Genomic DNA, 14,592 nt, shown 5'->3' with positions numbered 1-14,592 from the left:
CCTCCCGAGACGGGTGACGGGTCGTGACCCACCTGGTCGACGACCGTGGCGTGCCCGAGCGGGACGTCTCGTTCGCCGGCCACCGACGCATGTACGGCCCGTTTCCGTTTCCGGACGAGAGGAATCCCTGTGCGGCAGGCAAAGAGTGTGAGCACCCCGCGTCGGCTGACCACGGTGGACGAGGTCGAGACGGTCATCGGCCGTCCGGCGCCGGTGATCATGCTCAAGCAGATCAGCGCCCTCGACGAGGGGTGCAGGACCGTACTCGCCCGGTGCCCGATCGCGGCCCTCGGCTACCGGGACGCCGACGGCACCAGCAGGACGACCTTCGTCGGCGGCCAGCCGGGATTCGCGCGCGTCCACTCACCCACGCGGATCTCGTTCGCCCTGCCCGAGTCCGGCGACCCGCACGGTCCGGTCTCGCTCTTCTTCCTCCTGCCCGGCGTGGGGGAGACCCTGCGCGTCAACGGCTCGGTGGCCGCGCGCGAGGGCGCCCAGACGGCCGTCGACATCGAGGAGGCGTACGTGCACTGCGCGCAGGCCGTCCTCCGGTCCCGCCTGTGGCAGCCACCCGGCCCGGCCGAGCCGGCCGCCGCGATCACCGGCGACGGGCCCCTGAGCCGCCCTGGCATAGCCGAGTTCCTGGCCGCGGCACCGTTTCTCGCGCTGTCCACGTGGGACGCGTCCGGCGGGAGCGACACGAGTCCGCGCGGGGACCGGCGGGCGGCGGCACGGATCCTGGACAGCCGCACGCTCGTCATCCCGGACCGGAGGGGCAACAAACGCGCCGACACACTCCACAACCTGCTGCGGGACGACCGGCTTTCGTTCGCCGCGCTCGTACCGGGACGCAGCGGAGTGCTGCACGTCCGGGGCCGCGGCACGATCACCGACGACGCGGCGCTCTTGGAGACGATGGCGCTGCGCGGGATGTCCCCGCAGCTGGCGCTGCTCATCGACGTCGAGCACGCCGAGGTGGCCGGGAACGACGCCGTGGCGCGCTCGCGGATCTGGAGCCCCGGCGCGCACCTCGACCGAGGTACCGTGCCGGACCTGATGGCATTGGCGGGAGGACACCTCGCCGCCAACTCGGCCGAAAGCGGTAGCGGTTCACGCGCGTTCCTGCTGAAGGCCGTCGGGGCGGTCCCGGGGATGTCCCGGTTGCTGCGGCTGGTGTTGAACCGTGCGTACCGTTCCGGCCTGCGGAAGGAGGGGTACGAAGACGTCGAACCGGGCGCTGGCGGCCGGCTCCGTGCCGTCCCCCGTCAGCATTCCGCGGACGACGGCGGGGCGGCACACCCTCTGCGGGAGGTGCGCGTCGCCGAGGTGCGCAGGGAGACACCGAGCGCCGTCACCCTCGTCCTGGAGGACACTGGCGGGAACCCGGGGACGTTCGACTTCCGGCCCGGCCAGTTCTTCACGCTCGTCGCCGACATCGACGGGCGCCCGGTGCGACGGGCCTACTCGGCTTCGTCGGCGCCCGGTTCGTCCCGGCTGGAGGTCACCGTCAAGCACGTGGAGGGCGGCCGGTTCTCCACCCACGCGCACCGGAGCCTGCGCCCCGGGGACCGCCTCGCCGTGCGCGGCCCGTCGGGGTCCTTCCACACCGGGCCGCACCCGCCGGACGAGAGCGTGCTCATCGCGGCGGGCAGCGGTGTGACGCCGATGATGAGCATGATCCGCGCACAGCTCGCCACCCGGCCGGGCCACAGCCGGACCACTCTGCTCTACAGCAACAGCAGTGCGGACGAGGTCATCTTCGCCGACGAGCTGACCCGGCTGGCGAAGGACGACCCCGACCGGCTGTCGGTCACCCACGTCCTGACCGATCAGGACGGGCGGCTCGACGCGGAGGGTGTCCGTCGTTGGGTCACCGGTCTGGTCCCGGCCGAGGACGCCCACTACTACGTCTGCGGCCCGGCACCGCTGATGGAGGTCGTCCAGGGCGTCCTGACCGGGCTGGGAGTCCCGGACGAACTGGTGCACCACGAGAGCTACACCAGCGCGGCGGACACCGGGACCATGGCGACGGTGCCTCAGGAGATGACCGTGCAGGAGGACGGGCGCCTGGTCGGCACGGTGGTGGTCGAGCCCGGCCAGACGCTGCTGGACGCGGGCCTCGCCGCAGGGCTGCCGATGCCGCATTCGTGCACGATCGGGAACTGCGGCGACTGCATGGTGCGGCTCCGCAGCGGAGAGGTCACACAGAACGAGCCGAACTGCCTCACCCCGCGACAGAAGGCAGACGGCTACGTACTGACGTGCATGGGCTGCCCACGGTCGAAGGTCACCCTCGACATCGCGGACCCGTGACCGCCGGCCGACGGAACCAGCCGGGCGGCTTCTGGGTGGCCAAGGACGACCCGAGAGCGGCGTACGAGGCGGTCACCGGAAGCTGCCCGGTCCTCGGGGTGACCGGTGCCGTCCTGCTCGACAACGGAGCCGGCCGTGTCGTGGACCGGCTCCGGCTCGCCGGCTGGCCGGAGGGCCTGGCTGTCCAGGCGTCGAGCGGACCAACTGTCCGGCGGGTGGAGGCGTACCGTGATCTAGGACGCGCACACCATCGCCACGCTCACCGTGGCCAGCAGCCCGACGTACGCCCAGGCGTACGTACGGTCCGGGATCCGTGGCGGGCGCCGCCGCAGTACCGCGATCACCGGCAGAGCTCCCAGCAGCAGCGCCGAGGCGGCACGGAGATCGATCAGGCCCACCAGACGTACGGGCACGTCCGCGGCCACCGGTAGCGCCGTGCCGCTCAAGGCCACCACGGTGGCCGGGAGCGCGATGGCGAGGGTGAGCGGGTTGGCGAGCGCGGTGGCCGTGTGCATGGTGTGTCCGGCCCGCCGCATCGCGGGGACCGTCATGACGCTGCCTCCCACACCCAGGAAGGCCGCGATCGCGCCCACCGGCGCCCCGACCACGGCCGGCAGCGAACGCGCGGTGGCCGGGTCCGCCTCGTGGAGGACCCGGGGACGCAGGAAGCCGGGCCGCAGCAGCACGTCACCGATGGTGACCGTGACGTATCCGATGAACGCCCAACGGGCCAGACCGGCCGGAGCGAGACGCGTGGCGACCGCACCCGCCCAGCCCCCGAGTGCCAGCAGGAACAGCAGCATCCCGCTGCCACGGAGCGCGGCCAGTACCCGAGCGGGTGTGACGGCTGTGGCGAACCCCGCGTTCACCACCATCACCAGGGCCGAGGTGGCCGTCGCCACCCTCATCGCGTCCGGTCCGAGCGCGGCGTCCGCCCACACCACGACCGGGACCGCGACGAATCCGCCACCGAACCCGAACAGCACCGTCGTCACCCCGGTGAGGAGCCCGACCCCGATCAGTATCACCACGTCCATGGATCCACTTCAGCAGTTCCCGCACCATCCCCGCATGCGATGGTCGGCACACTTCTTTCGCGAGTCGGCCCGTAGGGTGGACAGGTGAAGAACATGTCCCTGGATGAGGTCGACCACGTGGACCGAGCCGTCCTGCCGATCGGTACCGACTACCCGCCCGGCCACGTACTGGACTGGCACCAGCACCGGCGCGCGCAATTCCTTTACGGTGCCACCGGCGTCATGGTCGTCGACACCGCCGACGGCAGCTGGACCGTACCGCCCGAGCGCGCCGTACTGATCCCGGCCGCCACCCGCCACCACGTCCGCATGCTGGGCGTCAGCACACGAAGCCTCTACATCGAGCCGGAAGCCGTCCCCTGGTGGCCCGACAGCTGCACGGTGGTGGACGTGCCGCCGCTGCTACGCGAACTGCTCCTGACCGCAGTGGAGTTCGACTCCGACTACGCCCTGTCCGGACGTGAGGGACACATCACCGCGCTCCTCCTGCACGAGATCGCGGAGCAGTCCCCACTCCCGTTCCACGTGGCGATCCCCACCTCGGCCGGCCTGGCGGCGGTCTGCCGCGGATACCTGGCCGCCCCGGACGCCGGTGTCACCAACGCCCACTGGGCCACGGAGACCCGCATGAGCGAACGCGCCTTCAGCCGGCGCTTCCGCTCCGAGACAGGCGACAGCCCAGCCGTCTGGCGCGCCCGGGCCCGTCTGCTCGCCGCGGTGCCCCTCCTGCGCACCGCATCGGTCAGCGAGGTCGGCAGCCGCCTCGGCTACAGCTCGCCCGCCGCGTTCACCGCCGCCTTCACCCGCACCTTCGGCAGGCCCCCGTCCCGCTTCGCCGCACACCACCGGGCCCCCAGAGGGTCGTAGGCGCAACGGATCCTGACGGCCGAGCGGCCCGGGACCGGCCGGCTTCCAGGAGTGCCGGAGCACCACGGAGTTGGCGTACGAGGCGAGGTCCTGGACCGGCCGCCGGACATCCCGGAGAGCCGCTCCGCACCGGGGGAGGGGCGCACGGGACGAGGAGCGCGAACGGGAACCGCCGGCAGCCGTCACCCGGATGGACGAGCCCGGCCCCGTGTGCCGGGCCGTCGTGACGGGATCATGGTTCCGTTCAGCGGTGCCGCCGAGGAACTCGCTCATGCGCGAGGAGGCGGAACGGGTGAGAAGCGAGGTGCTCCCGTGAACGTCACGCGCGCCACCTGCCGGTCGGCACGATGATCGAACCGCCGGGAGCCGTGCTCACCGGCGGCCGCGCCGGGCGGCCCCGCCGGGTCCCGAGCGCCGAGGACGGCTGACGGCGTTCCTCCGGGACGACGTCTCCCGCACCACCACCGGAAGCAGGAGTGAAGGATGACCGATCGCCCAGAGCAAGATCCCGACCGGACCGGCCTCGACGCGGTCGGCGACGTCGGCAGGCGCGTCGCGGCGCGGCGGGAGTACCTGGGGCTGTCCAGGGAGGAACTCGCGCTGCGTACCCATTCCGCGCCGGGATACATCGAGTACGTCGAGACCCGCCCGGGTGTCCATGGGATGAGCTTCATGCTGCGCCTGGCCGACGCGCTCGGAACGTCGGTGGGCGAACTCACCGGTGCCACGGTCGATCTGCCGCCCGGTGTGGGCCGTGCGGCCTACCACCCCGATCTGGTGGAGATCGGCGAGGAGGAGTGCTGGAAGCTGCTCGGCAGTCACGGAGTGGGGCGCGTGGTCACGGTCGACGACGCGGGGCCCGCCGTCTTTCCGGTCAACTACCTCACCCTCGACGGAGAGATCGCCTACCGGACCTCACCGGACTCCGGCCCCGCGCGGGCGGCCGGTCATGAGACCGCCTTCGAGGTGGACCACATCGACGACGCGTTCAGCCGGGGCTGGAGTGTCCTGGTGGTGGGTGAGGCCCGTTCGGTCACCGATCCCGCGTCCGTCGAGCGGTTCGAAGCCGCGGGCGGCTCCTCGATGGCGTGGGCCGGTGGGCGACGCGACAGGTGGATCGCCGTGGCACCCCGCAGGGTGACCGGGCGCCGCATCGTGGTCCACGACCGTTGACCCGTTCAGCTCGGATGTGCGCCCCGAGGCCCGCGAGAGGGTACGTACACGCAGCCCTCCGCGACGCACCGCGGTGTGCCGGCGGAGCGGGGCGGGCCCAGCGTTGTCCGAGGGCGGCGAAGACCGCCCGCTGTTCACGACGAGGAGGAGAAGGATGGCGGAGACACATCGATCCGACCCCATGACGAACGGGCCGGTGGTGGTCGGCACCGATGGTTCGGACCACGCGGCGCGTGCCGTGCGGTGGGCCGTGGGAGAGGCGGTCGCCAGGGGCCAGGGCCTGCGGATCGTCTACGCCACGGCCACACGGGGAGCCGTCTACCTCTCGCCGAAGGACGTCCGGGAGATCGACGGTATGGCGGCGGACGTCCTGGACGAAGCGGCCACGCTCGTACGCGGACTCGCTCCCGGACTTCGGGTGACGACACAGGTGTGCGAAAGGAATACGGCGGAATGTCTGTTGGATGAAGCCGGTTCCGGAGCCATGATCGTCGTCGGCTCCCGTGGACGGGGTGGGTTCGCGTCCCTGCTGGTCGGTTCGGACTCGCTCAAGGTGGCCGCGTGCTCCCCCGTCCCGGTCACCGTCGTACCGGGCGGCGCCGACCGGCAACCGACGGGTGTCGTCATGGTCGCGGCGAGGGACTCGCGTGACGAAGCGCCGTTGCGCGCGGCGGCCTGCCTGGCCGAGCGGCGAGACGCGCGCCTGGAGGTACTGAGCGCATGGGTTCTGCTCCAGAACGTCGGCAGCATGGCGACCGTGTTCTCCGGAGCGGACCTGGACCGGATCGCTTCGGACCAGGCCGCCGCGACCGCGCGATTCGTCGCGGAGGTCCGCCAGGACTTCCCCGGCCTGACCATCACCGAGCGTGTCGCCCGCGTCGGTTCCGTGGCCGAGGCCCTGGTGACGGCGAGCTCGGGCGCGGACATGATCGTCATCGGAGCCCGGCGGCGCCCCCACTCCATCGGCTCGCCGCTCGGCGGCGTGACGCACGCCGTCCTGCACCACGCGCCGTGTCCGGTCGTGCTCGTTCCCCATCGCTGACCGGCCGGGTGACGCGCGGGGGCGGAAGCACCGGGAGGCGGAGACCGCGTGCCGTACCGCACGGCCGTACGGGCGCGTCCGCAGCGGTCCTCCGCGTGCCTCGTCACGGGCGCGGGCAACCTCCGCGCGTGTCCGGTGGTCTTGTCGGACGGCGTTCGGTACGAGCCCGGTCGGCGTTCGCGCGTCGGCGTGCGGAGAAGGGGACGAGGCGGAGATGACGGATCTACGGGCCAAGGTGACCTGGGTCGACGTCCGGGAGGGGCTGCCGGAGATCGGCGTACCGGTCGCGGTGGCGATCACCGGACGGTACCCGGCGCGCGACGGTGACGGCGAAAATGTGCCGCGTGAAGAGTTCTGGCTGGTGAGGACGATGTACTTCACCGACTGGTACCGCTCGGAGGACGGAGTCACCCACCATGACTGCTTCGTCGACTCCGACGAGGTCGTCCGCTTCCCCTACGACCCCGACAGCGACGACAGTGTGACGCACTGGGCCCAACTCCCCACCCTGCCGGGCACGGAGACGCACTTCCTCGCCGGACAGGACGTGGGCCCGGCCCTGCGCGCCGTCTGGGACACGCCCGCCGGTGCCTGACCCGTGCCGCCGGACCACCGCGGACGTGGGCGCCGCCCGGCGGTGACGGAGGAACAGGCGGTGACCGGCACAACAGGCGGTGACGGCGGAACAGCTCTGCCGCCCCGCCCGCCCAGCCGCACGGGTTCCGGCTACCCGCAGCTGATCTCCGGCTGAGTCCTGGCCCGGACGTCCTCGACGGAGACGCCCGGTGCCAGTTCGACCAGACGCAGCCCCTCGGCAGTGACGTCCAGGACGCACAGGTCGGTGATGATCCGCTCGACGACCCGCTGTCCGGTGAGGGGCAGGGAACACTCCTCGACGATCTTGAAGCTCCCGTCCCGGGCCACGTGCTCCATCAGGACGACGACCCGCCTGGCACCGTGCACCAGGTCCATCGCCCCGCCCATCCCCTTGACCATCTTTCCGGGGATCATCCAGTTCGCGATGTCCCCCTTCGCCGACACCTGCATGGCTCCCAGAATCGCGGCGTCGATCTTGCCGCCCCGGATCATGCCGAAGCTGGTCGCGGAGTCGAAGAACGAGGCCCCGGCGCGGACGGTGACGGTCTCCTTGCCCGCGTTGATCAGGTCGGGATCGACCTCGTCCTCGGCCGGGTAGGGACCGGTACCGAGAATGCCGTTCTCGGACTGGAGCACCAGCTCCACGTCCGCCGGGATGTGGTTGGGCACCAGCGTCGGCAGACCGATGCCGAGGTTGACGTAGTCCCCGTCGGACAGTTCCGCCGCGGCACGGGCTGCCATCTGCTCACGGGTCCAGCTCATCGCACCGTCCTCTTCTCGATCCGCTTGTCGGCGGCCTGTTCGGGCGACAGCGCGACGACACGGTGTACGTAGACGCCGGGCAGGTGCACCTGGTCGGGGTCGATCTCGCCGGGCTCGACCAGTTCCTCGACCTCCGCGACGCAGACCCGGCCCGCCATCGCGGCCAGGGGTTGAAATTGCGGGCGGCCCTGTCGAAGACCAGGTTGCCGTGCCGGTCGCCACGCGCGGCCCGTACCAGTGCGGCGTCCGCCACGACGGCGTGCTCCAGCACGTAGGTGCGCCCGTCGAACTCCTGGGTCTGCTTGGCCGGTGAGGCGATCTCGACGCCGCCCGCGCTGTCGTACTTCCAGGGCAGGCCGCCTTCGGCCACCTGCGTGCCGACACCCGTGGCGGTGAAGAACGCGGGAATGCCGGAGCCACCGGCCCGCAGCCGTTCGGCCAGCGTTCCCTGGGGCGTGAGCTCGACCTCCAGTTCACCGGCGAGATACTGCCGGGCGAACTCCTTGTTCTCTCCCACGTAGGAGGCGACGATGCGGCGGACACGGCCCGCCGCGAGCAGGAGACCGAGTCCCCAGTCGTCGACACCGGCGTTGTTGGAGACGACCTGGAGCCGGTCGGCGCCCGACCGGAGAACAGCGTCGATCAGCACGGCGGGAATGCCGCACAGCCCGAAGCCGCCCACCGCCAGCGTCGCTCCGGAGCCGATGTCCTCGACCGCCTCGGCGGCGGAGGAAACCACCTTGTCCATCAGACCTCCCGGCCGTGTCGCGCGGCGACGACGCGCCCACGCGCCTCACCGAAGCCGATGCGGGTGCCGCCCGCTCCGGGGGCGGTGGCGCGCAGCACCACCTCGTCACCGTCCTCCAGGAACGTCCGCTGCCGCCCGGCGACCGTCACCGGCTCCGCCCCGCCCCAGGTCAGCTCGATGAAGGCACCGCGCTGCTCCTTGGCCGGCCCGGAAACGGTGCCGGAGGCGAACAGGTCGCCGGTGCGGGTGGGGGCTCCGTTGACCGTGAGATGGGCCAGCATCTGCGCGGGCGACCAGTACATGGCGGCGTACGGCGGCCGGGAGACCACCTGGCCGTTCCACTCGACCTCCAGGTCGATGTCCAGGCCCCAGGGCTCGTCGAGCGCGAGGTAGGGGAGGACCTCCGGTTCCTGGACGGGGGTGCGCACCCGGGCCTCCTCCAGGGCCAGCAGCGGTACGACCCAGGGGGAGACGGTCGAGGCGAACGACTTCCCCAGGTTGGGCCCGAGCGGCACGTACTCCCACGCCTGGATGTCCCGGGCGGACCAGTCGTTGAAGAGGACGACGCCGAAGAGGTGCTTCTCCGCCCGCCCGGCCGCGACGGGCTCCCCGAGCGCGCTGCCGGTGCCCACCACGAAGCCGAGTTCGGCCTCGATGTCGAGGCGTACCGACGGTCCGAAGACCGGTGCGGGGTCGTTGGGGCCCTTGCGCTGTCCGGCGGGGCGGATGACGTCGGTCCCGGAGACGACGACGGAGGCGGCCCGGCCGTGGTAGCCGACCGGGAGGTGCTTCCAGTTCGGCATGAGCGGCTCGGGGTTGTCCGGGCGGAACAGCCGTCCGAGGTTGGCGGCGTGGTGCTCCGAGGCGTAGAAGTCGACGTAGTCGGCCACCTCGAACGGCAGGTGGAGGGTCACGTCGGCGACGGGGTGCACCGCTTCCCGGGGGACGTCCTCGTTCAGCGCGGCGGCGACGGCGGACCGCACCTGGACCCAGCGGTCGTATCCCTGGGCCATGAACGGATTGAGCGACGGGCCCGCGAACACGTCGTCGCCCAGGAGCGTCGCGAGGTCGACGACGTGCTCGCCGTAGCGGGTGCCGACGCGGGGGGCGCGGCCGGGCAGCGAGTACACCCCGTAGGGCAGGTTGTGGAGACCGAACAGGTCGTCTCGGGGCACGTCGAGGCGGACGGTGGTGGATGCGGTCACAGGAGGTCCTTGGTCAGGTCCGGGCCGAGCAGGCCGAGAGCCGCGAGCTCTCCGACCGGCCCGGTGAGGGAACAGGTGCCGAAAGAGCGGAAGGCCTTCCGGACGTCCGGGGACAGGGCGCCGACGAGCTCGGCGACCGTGGCGGCGTCGCGCTCGGCCAGGACCGCGACGATCTCCCCTTCGTCGGCACCGTCGAGCGCCGCGCCGGTGGCCGCCAGCAGGTTGAGGTGGCCGTGCTGCTCGAAAAGGGTCCGCGGATCGGTGTTGCGCACCGCGTGGTGCAGCCCCGCCGTCGCCTTGAACGGGACCTTGGCGCGTACCGCGAGGCGCACGGCGCGCGCGAGTTCCCGCTCGTCGGGATACAGCTCGGCCCGCACCCCGCCCGTGCGGAACTTCGCCAGGTACGGGGAGTCCGCCAGCGAGGCGATCAGCTCGGCCCGGCGCCCGTCGCGCGGCACCTCCACATACACGGTCACCGGGGCGCGGTCCGCGTTCGACAGGGCGGTGGACAGCCGGGGCACGATCTCCGCCGCGGGCATGCCGTCGGGGACGGCGACCTCGAGGAAGAGCGGCCGGGCCGCCCGCAGCGCGCCGGCCGACGCGAGTGCCTTCGCCGCGTCCTTGGGTGAGGGCACCGTGACCGCGAGCTCCACGGACCCCGCTTCGTAGCCCGTCGTCAGCTCCGCCAGCTCGGCCAGCCGTGCCCGCGGGACCACGAGTGGTCCCACGAGGGGCGCGTGGGCGGCGGTGACGTGCCGCAGGTGCGCGGGCACCGCCTCGGCCAGCGGCATCTCACCGGGCGGAAACACCGCGGCGTCGTCGCAGAACGAGGCGAACAGCTCCGGCGGGACCGTTTTGGCGCCGGGAGGAACGCTCGTCACTTCCCGGCCCCCTTCCCGCCCTTGGCCCAGGAGTAGGCGTAGACGCCGTCGTCGCAGGCGCGGGCCGCCTCACCGAGCTCCAGCGGCCGGAAGGTGTCCACCATGACCGCGAGCTCGTCGAAGGACTCCGCTCCGATGGCACGCTCGTAGGCGCCGGGCTGCGGCCCGTGCGGGTGGCCGCCGGGGTGCAGACTGATCGAGCCCTGCCCGATCCCGGAACCCTTGCGTGCCTCGTAGTCACCGCCGCAGTAGAACATCACCTCGTCCGAGTCCACGTTCGAGTGGTAGTACGGCACCGGGATGGCAAGGGGGTGGTAATCGACCTTGCGCGGCACGAAGTTGCAGATGACGAAGTTGTCGCCCTCGAACACCTGGTGGGCCGGCGGCGGCTGGTGGACCCGGCCCGTGAGGGGCTCGAAGTCGTGGATGCTGAAGACGTACGGGTACAGGCAGCCGTCCCAGCCGACGACGTCGAAGGGATGGTGCGGCAGCGTGTGCACCGTGCCCGCGATCCCTCCCGGGCCGTTGCCGCGGTGCTTGATGTACACCTCGACGTCCCGCTCCGCCACGACCCTCAGGTCCTCGGGGCCGCGGAGGTCCCTCTCGCAGAACGGGGCGTGCTCCAGGAACTGCCCGTAACGGGAGAGGTAGCGCCTGGCGGGGGAGATGTGGGAGTTGGCCTCGACGGCGTACAGCCGGACCGGGCCGTCCGGGACGATCCGGTATGTCGTCGCGCGGGGGATGACGACGTAGTCGCCGTCACTCACCGGCAGATCCCCGAAGACGGTCTCGACCCGGGCCGTCCCGGCCTCGACGTAGAGGCACTCGTCACCGATCGCGTTGCGGTAGTACGGGCTGGCCGTGTCGGCGACGACATAGGAGAGCCGGACGTCCCCGTTGCCCAGCAGCAGCCTCCGGCCGGTCACCGCGTCGGCCCCCGAAGCACCCTCGCCGAACAGGTCGTGCGTGGAGAGGTGGCGCGGCGTCAGCGGATGGTTCGGGACGAGCGACTGGTCCGGCAGCTCCCAGCTCCGGTACGCCGTGATCGCGGACGGGATGTTCACGTGGTAGAGCAGCGAGGAGTCGGAGGAGAAGCCCTCCTCTCCCATCAGCTCCTCGAAGTACAGCGACCCGTCGGGAGCGCGGTGCTGAGTGTGGCGCTTGGGCGGGACGCTTCCCGCTGTGCGGTAGTACGGCATGCCTGTCATCTCCTGTCGGCGGTTCGCCCTGCGGCCGTGGACACCCGGAGCGGTGGACGTCGGCGGAGCCGGGCAGATGCCGGCGCAGGGAAGGGCCGCGAGCCGCGCCGGGCGGTGCGCGCGGGCTTCGCGGCCTGAGGACGTGCCTCGGCGACGTCGTCCTGGTGGTGTCGCCACCCCTTCGGACCAAGTGTGCGCCTGGCGCACATTTCTGTGCGGTGTCCGCAACCTGGATGCAACATAGTTCGCGTCCCGGGTGCGGTCAAGAGCCGCTGTGCCGCTGTGCCGCTGATCCGCCGAGGTGGGAAGCCGTGTACGCGCGGCCGGGGCGCCGACGAACACGGGGGAGCCGTCGGCAGGCCGGGCGGTGGGGATGACTAACCTTCCAGTGCCCGCACTCCGTGCCCGGAGCCGCGGCGCGCTACGACCCGCGGAGCGAACACAGGAGGAAGCCCACGTGGCCACCTTGCAGAGTCTGGACCGTGGCCTGCGTGCCCTGGACCTCGTCTCCCTCGCCCCCGAGGGACTCACGGTCGCCGAGATCGCGACACGGCTCGGCACCGACCGGGCGACCGCGTACCGCATCGTCGACACGCTCGAACAGCACGCGCTGGTGACCCGGGGAGTGGGAAAGAGGATCAGGCTCGGGGCCGGCGCCGTCGTCTTCGCGAGCCGCTTCCAGCCCCAGCTGATCCGCGCGGCCGGACCGGTCCTCCAGGAACTCGCCGACGCCGCCGGGGTGGCCGCGTTCCTCTCCCTGGCCCAGGGGGACGACGCATGCGTCCCCGTGCTGTCCGCGGAACCCGCCCGGCAGACGATCTTCCAGGTCAGCTACCGCATCGGGGCAGGCCATCCGCTGGACAAGGGGGCCAACGGCATCGCCATCCTGGCGCTCCAGCCGCCGGGGGAGAACGACTCCGAAGCCGTCGGACAGGCGCGGGACGCCGGGTACAGCGTCACCGCCGGGGAGCTTCAGCACGGAGCCGTCGGGGTGGCCGCGGGCTTCGAGGTGCCGCACCTGCTCGGCGCGTCCGTCGGCACGGTCGCCATGGGGGAGGTCGACGTCGATCGTCTCGGCGAGCTGGTGAGGGAGGCGGCCGCCCGGCTCGCCCGGCTCAGCCGCGCCTGAACCCCGCCTCACTCGCGCCGCTCTCCCACGCCGCGCCCCGGGCCTGGGGTTCGCGGTGTGGGAGAGCGGCGCCTTTCAGGTGACCCAGGGCGCCGGGGCGATGCCCCGTGAGCCGAGCGGGACGGCACCCACCGTCGCGCCCGGCCAGGACCCTCAGTCGAGCATGTCGCCCAGGCTCCTCGCGGCACGGGAGACCAGGGTGCCGAGCTGGTCGAGGTCGGTGTACTCGAAGACCGAGACGCCGATGCTGGCCGACGTCGTCCCGTTGCCCGACGGGACGGCGGCGGACACGCCGGTCACGGCCGGGATGACCTCACCCGTGGTGACCGCGTACCCCTTGGCGCGGGCCTCGGTGACCTCCGCGCGCTCACCCTCCCGGTACGGGCCGTGGGCGAGTACGGCGACGCCCCCGGAACCCTGCTCGATGGAATGGGTCTGACCGGGCCGGAAGGACACGTGGACCAGGGCCCCGCGCGGTTCCACCACCATGAGCGCGCGCATCAGGGTGTCGTCCTCCCGGACCAGCAGATGTGCGGTGGCCCGGGTGCTCTCCGCCAGCTCGTCCAGGACCGGACGGGCCAGCGCGCGCAGGTCCTGCTGTACGGGTTCGGCCAGCGACACCAGGCCCGTACCCAGGACGATCCGGCGCTGGTGGTCGCGGCGGCACAGCTGGTGCGCCTCCAGGGTCCGCACCAGACGGTGCGCCACGGTGCGGTGCACCGAGATGGCCTCCGCCAGTTCGATGACGGTCAAGCCCTGCGGCTGCTCCGAGAGAACTCTGAGCAGCAGCAGTCCGTGGTGGAGCGTCTTGGACATGCCCGCATCGAGTTCGGGTGCCGACCTGGTCGGCGAAGGTGAAGTCACGAATTCATCCCTTGACGGGTTTCAGCCAGCTACCTATGCTCCCTGTATTCGCACAGGTGGTGCGAATATCGCACACGATCTCGGTGTGTCGCAAGCTCTCCTCTTCAGCGGCTCGGACGACTGCCGGAGTAGGACACGAGCCGAACGGATCTCCGTATGAACCCCAACGCGCCCGCGCCTGCCGCCAGTGCCCGGATGGCCGAAATCCACCAGCTGTACCACCTCCAGAGCCACCTCATCGACGGTGGCCGCGCCGCGGAATGGGCAGCGACCTTCACCGCGGACGGCAGCTTCACCTCACCCACCTATCCCGCCCCGGTGACCGGCACCGCCGCGCTGACCGCGTTCGCGGAACGGTTCGCCGCCGGCTGCGCCGCCGACGGCGTGGTGCGCCGGCACGTGGTCAGCAACGTGGCCTTGACCGGCGACGACGGAGCTGGAACTGTGCGGGTGGAGGCATATCTACAGATCGTCGCGACACCCGCCGGCGGTACACCGCACACCGAGCGGTTCACCACACTCACCGACCGGCTCGTCCACGACGGCAGCGGCTGGCGGATCGCCGCCCGCGTCGTACGCCGCGACGGCACCCCTGCCGGCCCCCAGGCCTGACACCCCGGCCCGTGCCCGCACACATCACGACCCGTCCACGGCGACATCCGGCCGGGGCGACCCCTTCCAGCCCGAGCGCCCCGGAGCGCCGGCGAAGGGCGCGGGCACGGGCGACGGCCGGCACCACCTCTGGCTGAGGGCACCGGCAGCCGTCCCGCCCCGC

At 71.9% G+C, this 14,592-nt stretch carries 13 protein-coding genes and 1 pseudogene; 7 read left to right on the top strand and 7 right to left on the bottom strand.

The features are described 5' to 3' along the window. Positions 1-147 precede the first annotated feature (147 nt). Complete coding sequence (locus B9S64_RS00170) at positions 148-2,313, top strand: 2Fe-2S iron-sulfur cluster-binding protein (RefSeq protein WP_258037831.1); 2,166 nt, start codon at positions 148-150, stop codon at positions 2,311-2,313. A gap of 233 nt (positions 2,314-2,546) precedes the next feature. On the opposite strand, the gene B9S64_RS00165 is transcribed toward B9S64_RS00170, so the two are convergent. Further along, complete coding sequence (locus tag B9S64_RS00165) at positions 2,547-3,350, bottom strand: sulfite exporter TauE/SafE family protein (protein WP_103490931.1); 804 nt, start codon at positions 3,348-3,350, stop codon at positions 2,547-2,549. An 84-nt stretch (positions 3,351-3,434) separates the two neighbouring features. Between B9S64_RS00165 and B9S64_RS00160 the strand changes: the two genes are divergently transcribed. The 4 genes from B9S64_RS00160 (at position 3,435) to B9S64_RS00145 (ending at position 7,027) form a co-directional block, all read left to right on the top strand. Then, a complete protein-coding gene (locus B9S64_RS00160) occupies positions 3,435-4,217 on the top strand; it encodes a helix-turn-helix domain-containing protein (RefSeq protein WP_103490932.1) in 783 nt (260 codons plus the stop codon). Positions 4,218-4,700: 483 nt separating this feature from the next. Further along, on the top strand, positions 4,701-5,390 hold the full coding sequence (locus B9S64_RS00155) for a pyridoxamine 5'-phosphate oxidase family protein (protein ID WP_103490933.1): 690 nt from the start codon (positions 4,701-4,703) through the stop codon (positions 5,388-5,390). Positions 5,391-5,544: 154 nt separating this feature from the next. Next, positions 5,545-6,432 carry a universal stress protein gene (locus B9S64_RS00150; protein ID WP_103490934.1) on the top strand — a complete coding sequence of 296 codons (888 nt, stop codon included), beginning with the start codon at positions 5,545-5,547 and terminating at the stop codon, positions 6,430-6,432. A 214-nt stretch (positions 6,433-6,646) separates the two neighbouring features. Next, on the top strand, positions 6,647-7,027 hold the full coding sequence (locus tag B9S64_RS00145) for an AQJ64_40280 family protein (RefSeq protein WP_103490935.1): 381 nt from the start codon (positions 6,647-6,649) through the stop codon (positions 7,025-7,027). Positions 7,028-7,158: 131 nt separating this feature from the next. Here the strand turns inward: B9S64_RS00145 and B9S64_RS00140 are convergent, their stop codons facing one another. From B9S64_RS00140 to B9S64_RS00120, 5 genes and pseudogenes are all read right to left on the bottom strand, one after another. Then, the gene (locus B9S64_RS00140) at positions 7,159-7,791 is read right to left on the bottom strand and encodes a CoA transferase subunit B (RefSeq protein WP_103490936.1); all 633 of its coding nucleotides are present in this window, start codon (positions 7,789-7,791) and stop codon (positions 7,159-7,161) included. Next, positions 7,788-8,539, bottom strand: a pseudogene (locus B9S64_RS00135) (CoA transferase subunit A). Before B9S64_RS00135 ends, B9S64_RS00140 begins: the two are co-directional and overlap by 4 nt. Next, entirely contained in the window at positions 8,539-9,744 is a 1,206-nt protein-coding gene (gene fahA / locus B9S64_RS00130; protein ID WP_103490938.1) for a fumarylacetoacetase, read from the bottom strand. Before fahA ends, B9S64_RS00135 begins: the two are co-directional and overlap by 1 nt. Continuing rightward, positions 9,741-10,625, bottom strand: coding sequence for a hypothetical protein (locus tag B9S64_RS00125; RefSeq protein WP_103490939.1), 885 nt, complete (start codon positions 10,623-10,625; stop codon positions 9,741-9,743). Before B9S64_RS00125 ends, fahA begins: the two co-directional genes overlap by 4 nt. After that, complete coding sequence (locus B9S64_RS00120) at positions 10,622-11,824, bottom strand: homogentisate 1,2-dioxygenase (protein ID WP_103490940.1); 1,203 nt, start codon at positions 11,822-11,824, stop codon at positions 10,622-10,624. Before B9S64_RS00120 ends, B9S64_RS00125 begins: the two co-directional genes overlap by 4 nt. Before the next feature lie 457 nt (positions 11,825-12,281). Between B9S64_RS00120 and B9S64_RS00115 the strand changes: the two genes are divergently transcribed. Further along, entirely contained in the window at positions 12,282-12,953 is a 672-nt protein-coding gene (locus tag B9S64_RS00115; RefSeq protein ID WP_103490941.1) for an IclR family transcriptional regulator, read from the top strand. 153 nt (positions 12,954-13,106) lie between these two features. Here the strand turns inward: B9S64_RS00115 and B9S64_RS00110 are convergent, their stop codons facing one another. Next, positions 13,107-13,769, bottom strand: coding sequence for an IclR family transcriptional regulator (locus B9S64_RS00110; protein ID WP_103490942.1), 663 nt, complete (start codon positions 13,767-13,769; stop codon positions 13,107-13,109). A 204-nt stretch (positions 13,770-13,973) separates the two neighbouring features. On the opposite strand from B9S64_RS00110, the gene B9S64_RS00105 reads away from it, so the two are divergent. After that, positions 13,974-14,429 carry a nuclear transport factor 2 family protein gene (locus tag B9S64_RS00105; RefSeq protein WP_103490943.1) on the top strand — a complete coding sequence of 152 codons (456 nt, stop codon included), beginning with the start codon at positions 13,974-13,976 and terminating at the stop codon, positions 14,427-14,429. Positions 14,430-14,592: the final 163 nt, after the last annotated feature.

This window comes from Streptomyces sp. SM18 (assembly GCF_002910775.2).
Taxonomy (GTDB): Bacteria; Actinomycetota; Actinomycetes; order Streptomycetales; family Streptomycetaceae; genus Streptomyces; species Streptomyces halstedii.
This window is presented reverse-complemented; position numbering and strand designations above follow the sequence as displayed.

Bases quoted from the DNA above. Each gene is read 5' to 3' on its own strand.
- B9S64_RS00105 (WP_103490943.1), top strand. From the start codon at position 13,974: ATGAACCCCAACGCGCCCGCGCCTGCCGCCAGTGCCCGGATGGCCGAA.
- B9S64_RS00140 (WP_103490936.1), bottom strand. From the start codon at position 7,791: ATGAGCTGGACCCGTGAGCAGATGGCAGCCCGTGCCGCGGCGGAACTG.
- B9S64_RS00155 (WP_103490933.1), top strand. From the start codon at position 4,701: ATGACCGATCGCCCAGAGCAAGATCCCGACCGGACCGGCCTCGACGCG.
- B9S64_RS00145 (WP_103490935.1), top strand. From the start codon at position 6,647: ATGACGGATCTACGGGCCAAGGTGACCTGGGTCGACGTCCGGGAGGGG.
- B9S64_RS00150 (WP_103490934.1), top strand. From the start codon at position 5,545: ATGGCGGAGACACATCGATCCGACCCCATGACGAACGGGCCGGTGGTG.
- B9S64_RS00110 (WP_103490942.1), bottom strand. From the start codon at position 13,769: ATGTCCAAGACGCTCCACCACGGACTGCTGCTGCTCAGAGTTCTCTCG.
- B9S64_RS00165 (WP_103490931.1), bottom strand. From the start codon at position 3,350: ATGGACGTGGTGATACTGATCGGGGTCGGGCTCCTCACCGGGGTGACG.
- B9S64_RS00120 (WP_103490940.1), bottom strand. From the start codon at position 11,824: ATGCCGTACTACCGCACAGCGGGAAGCGTCCCGCCCAAGCGCCACACT.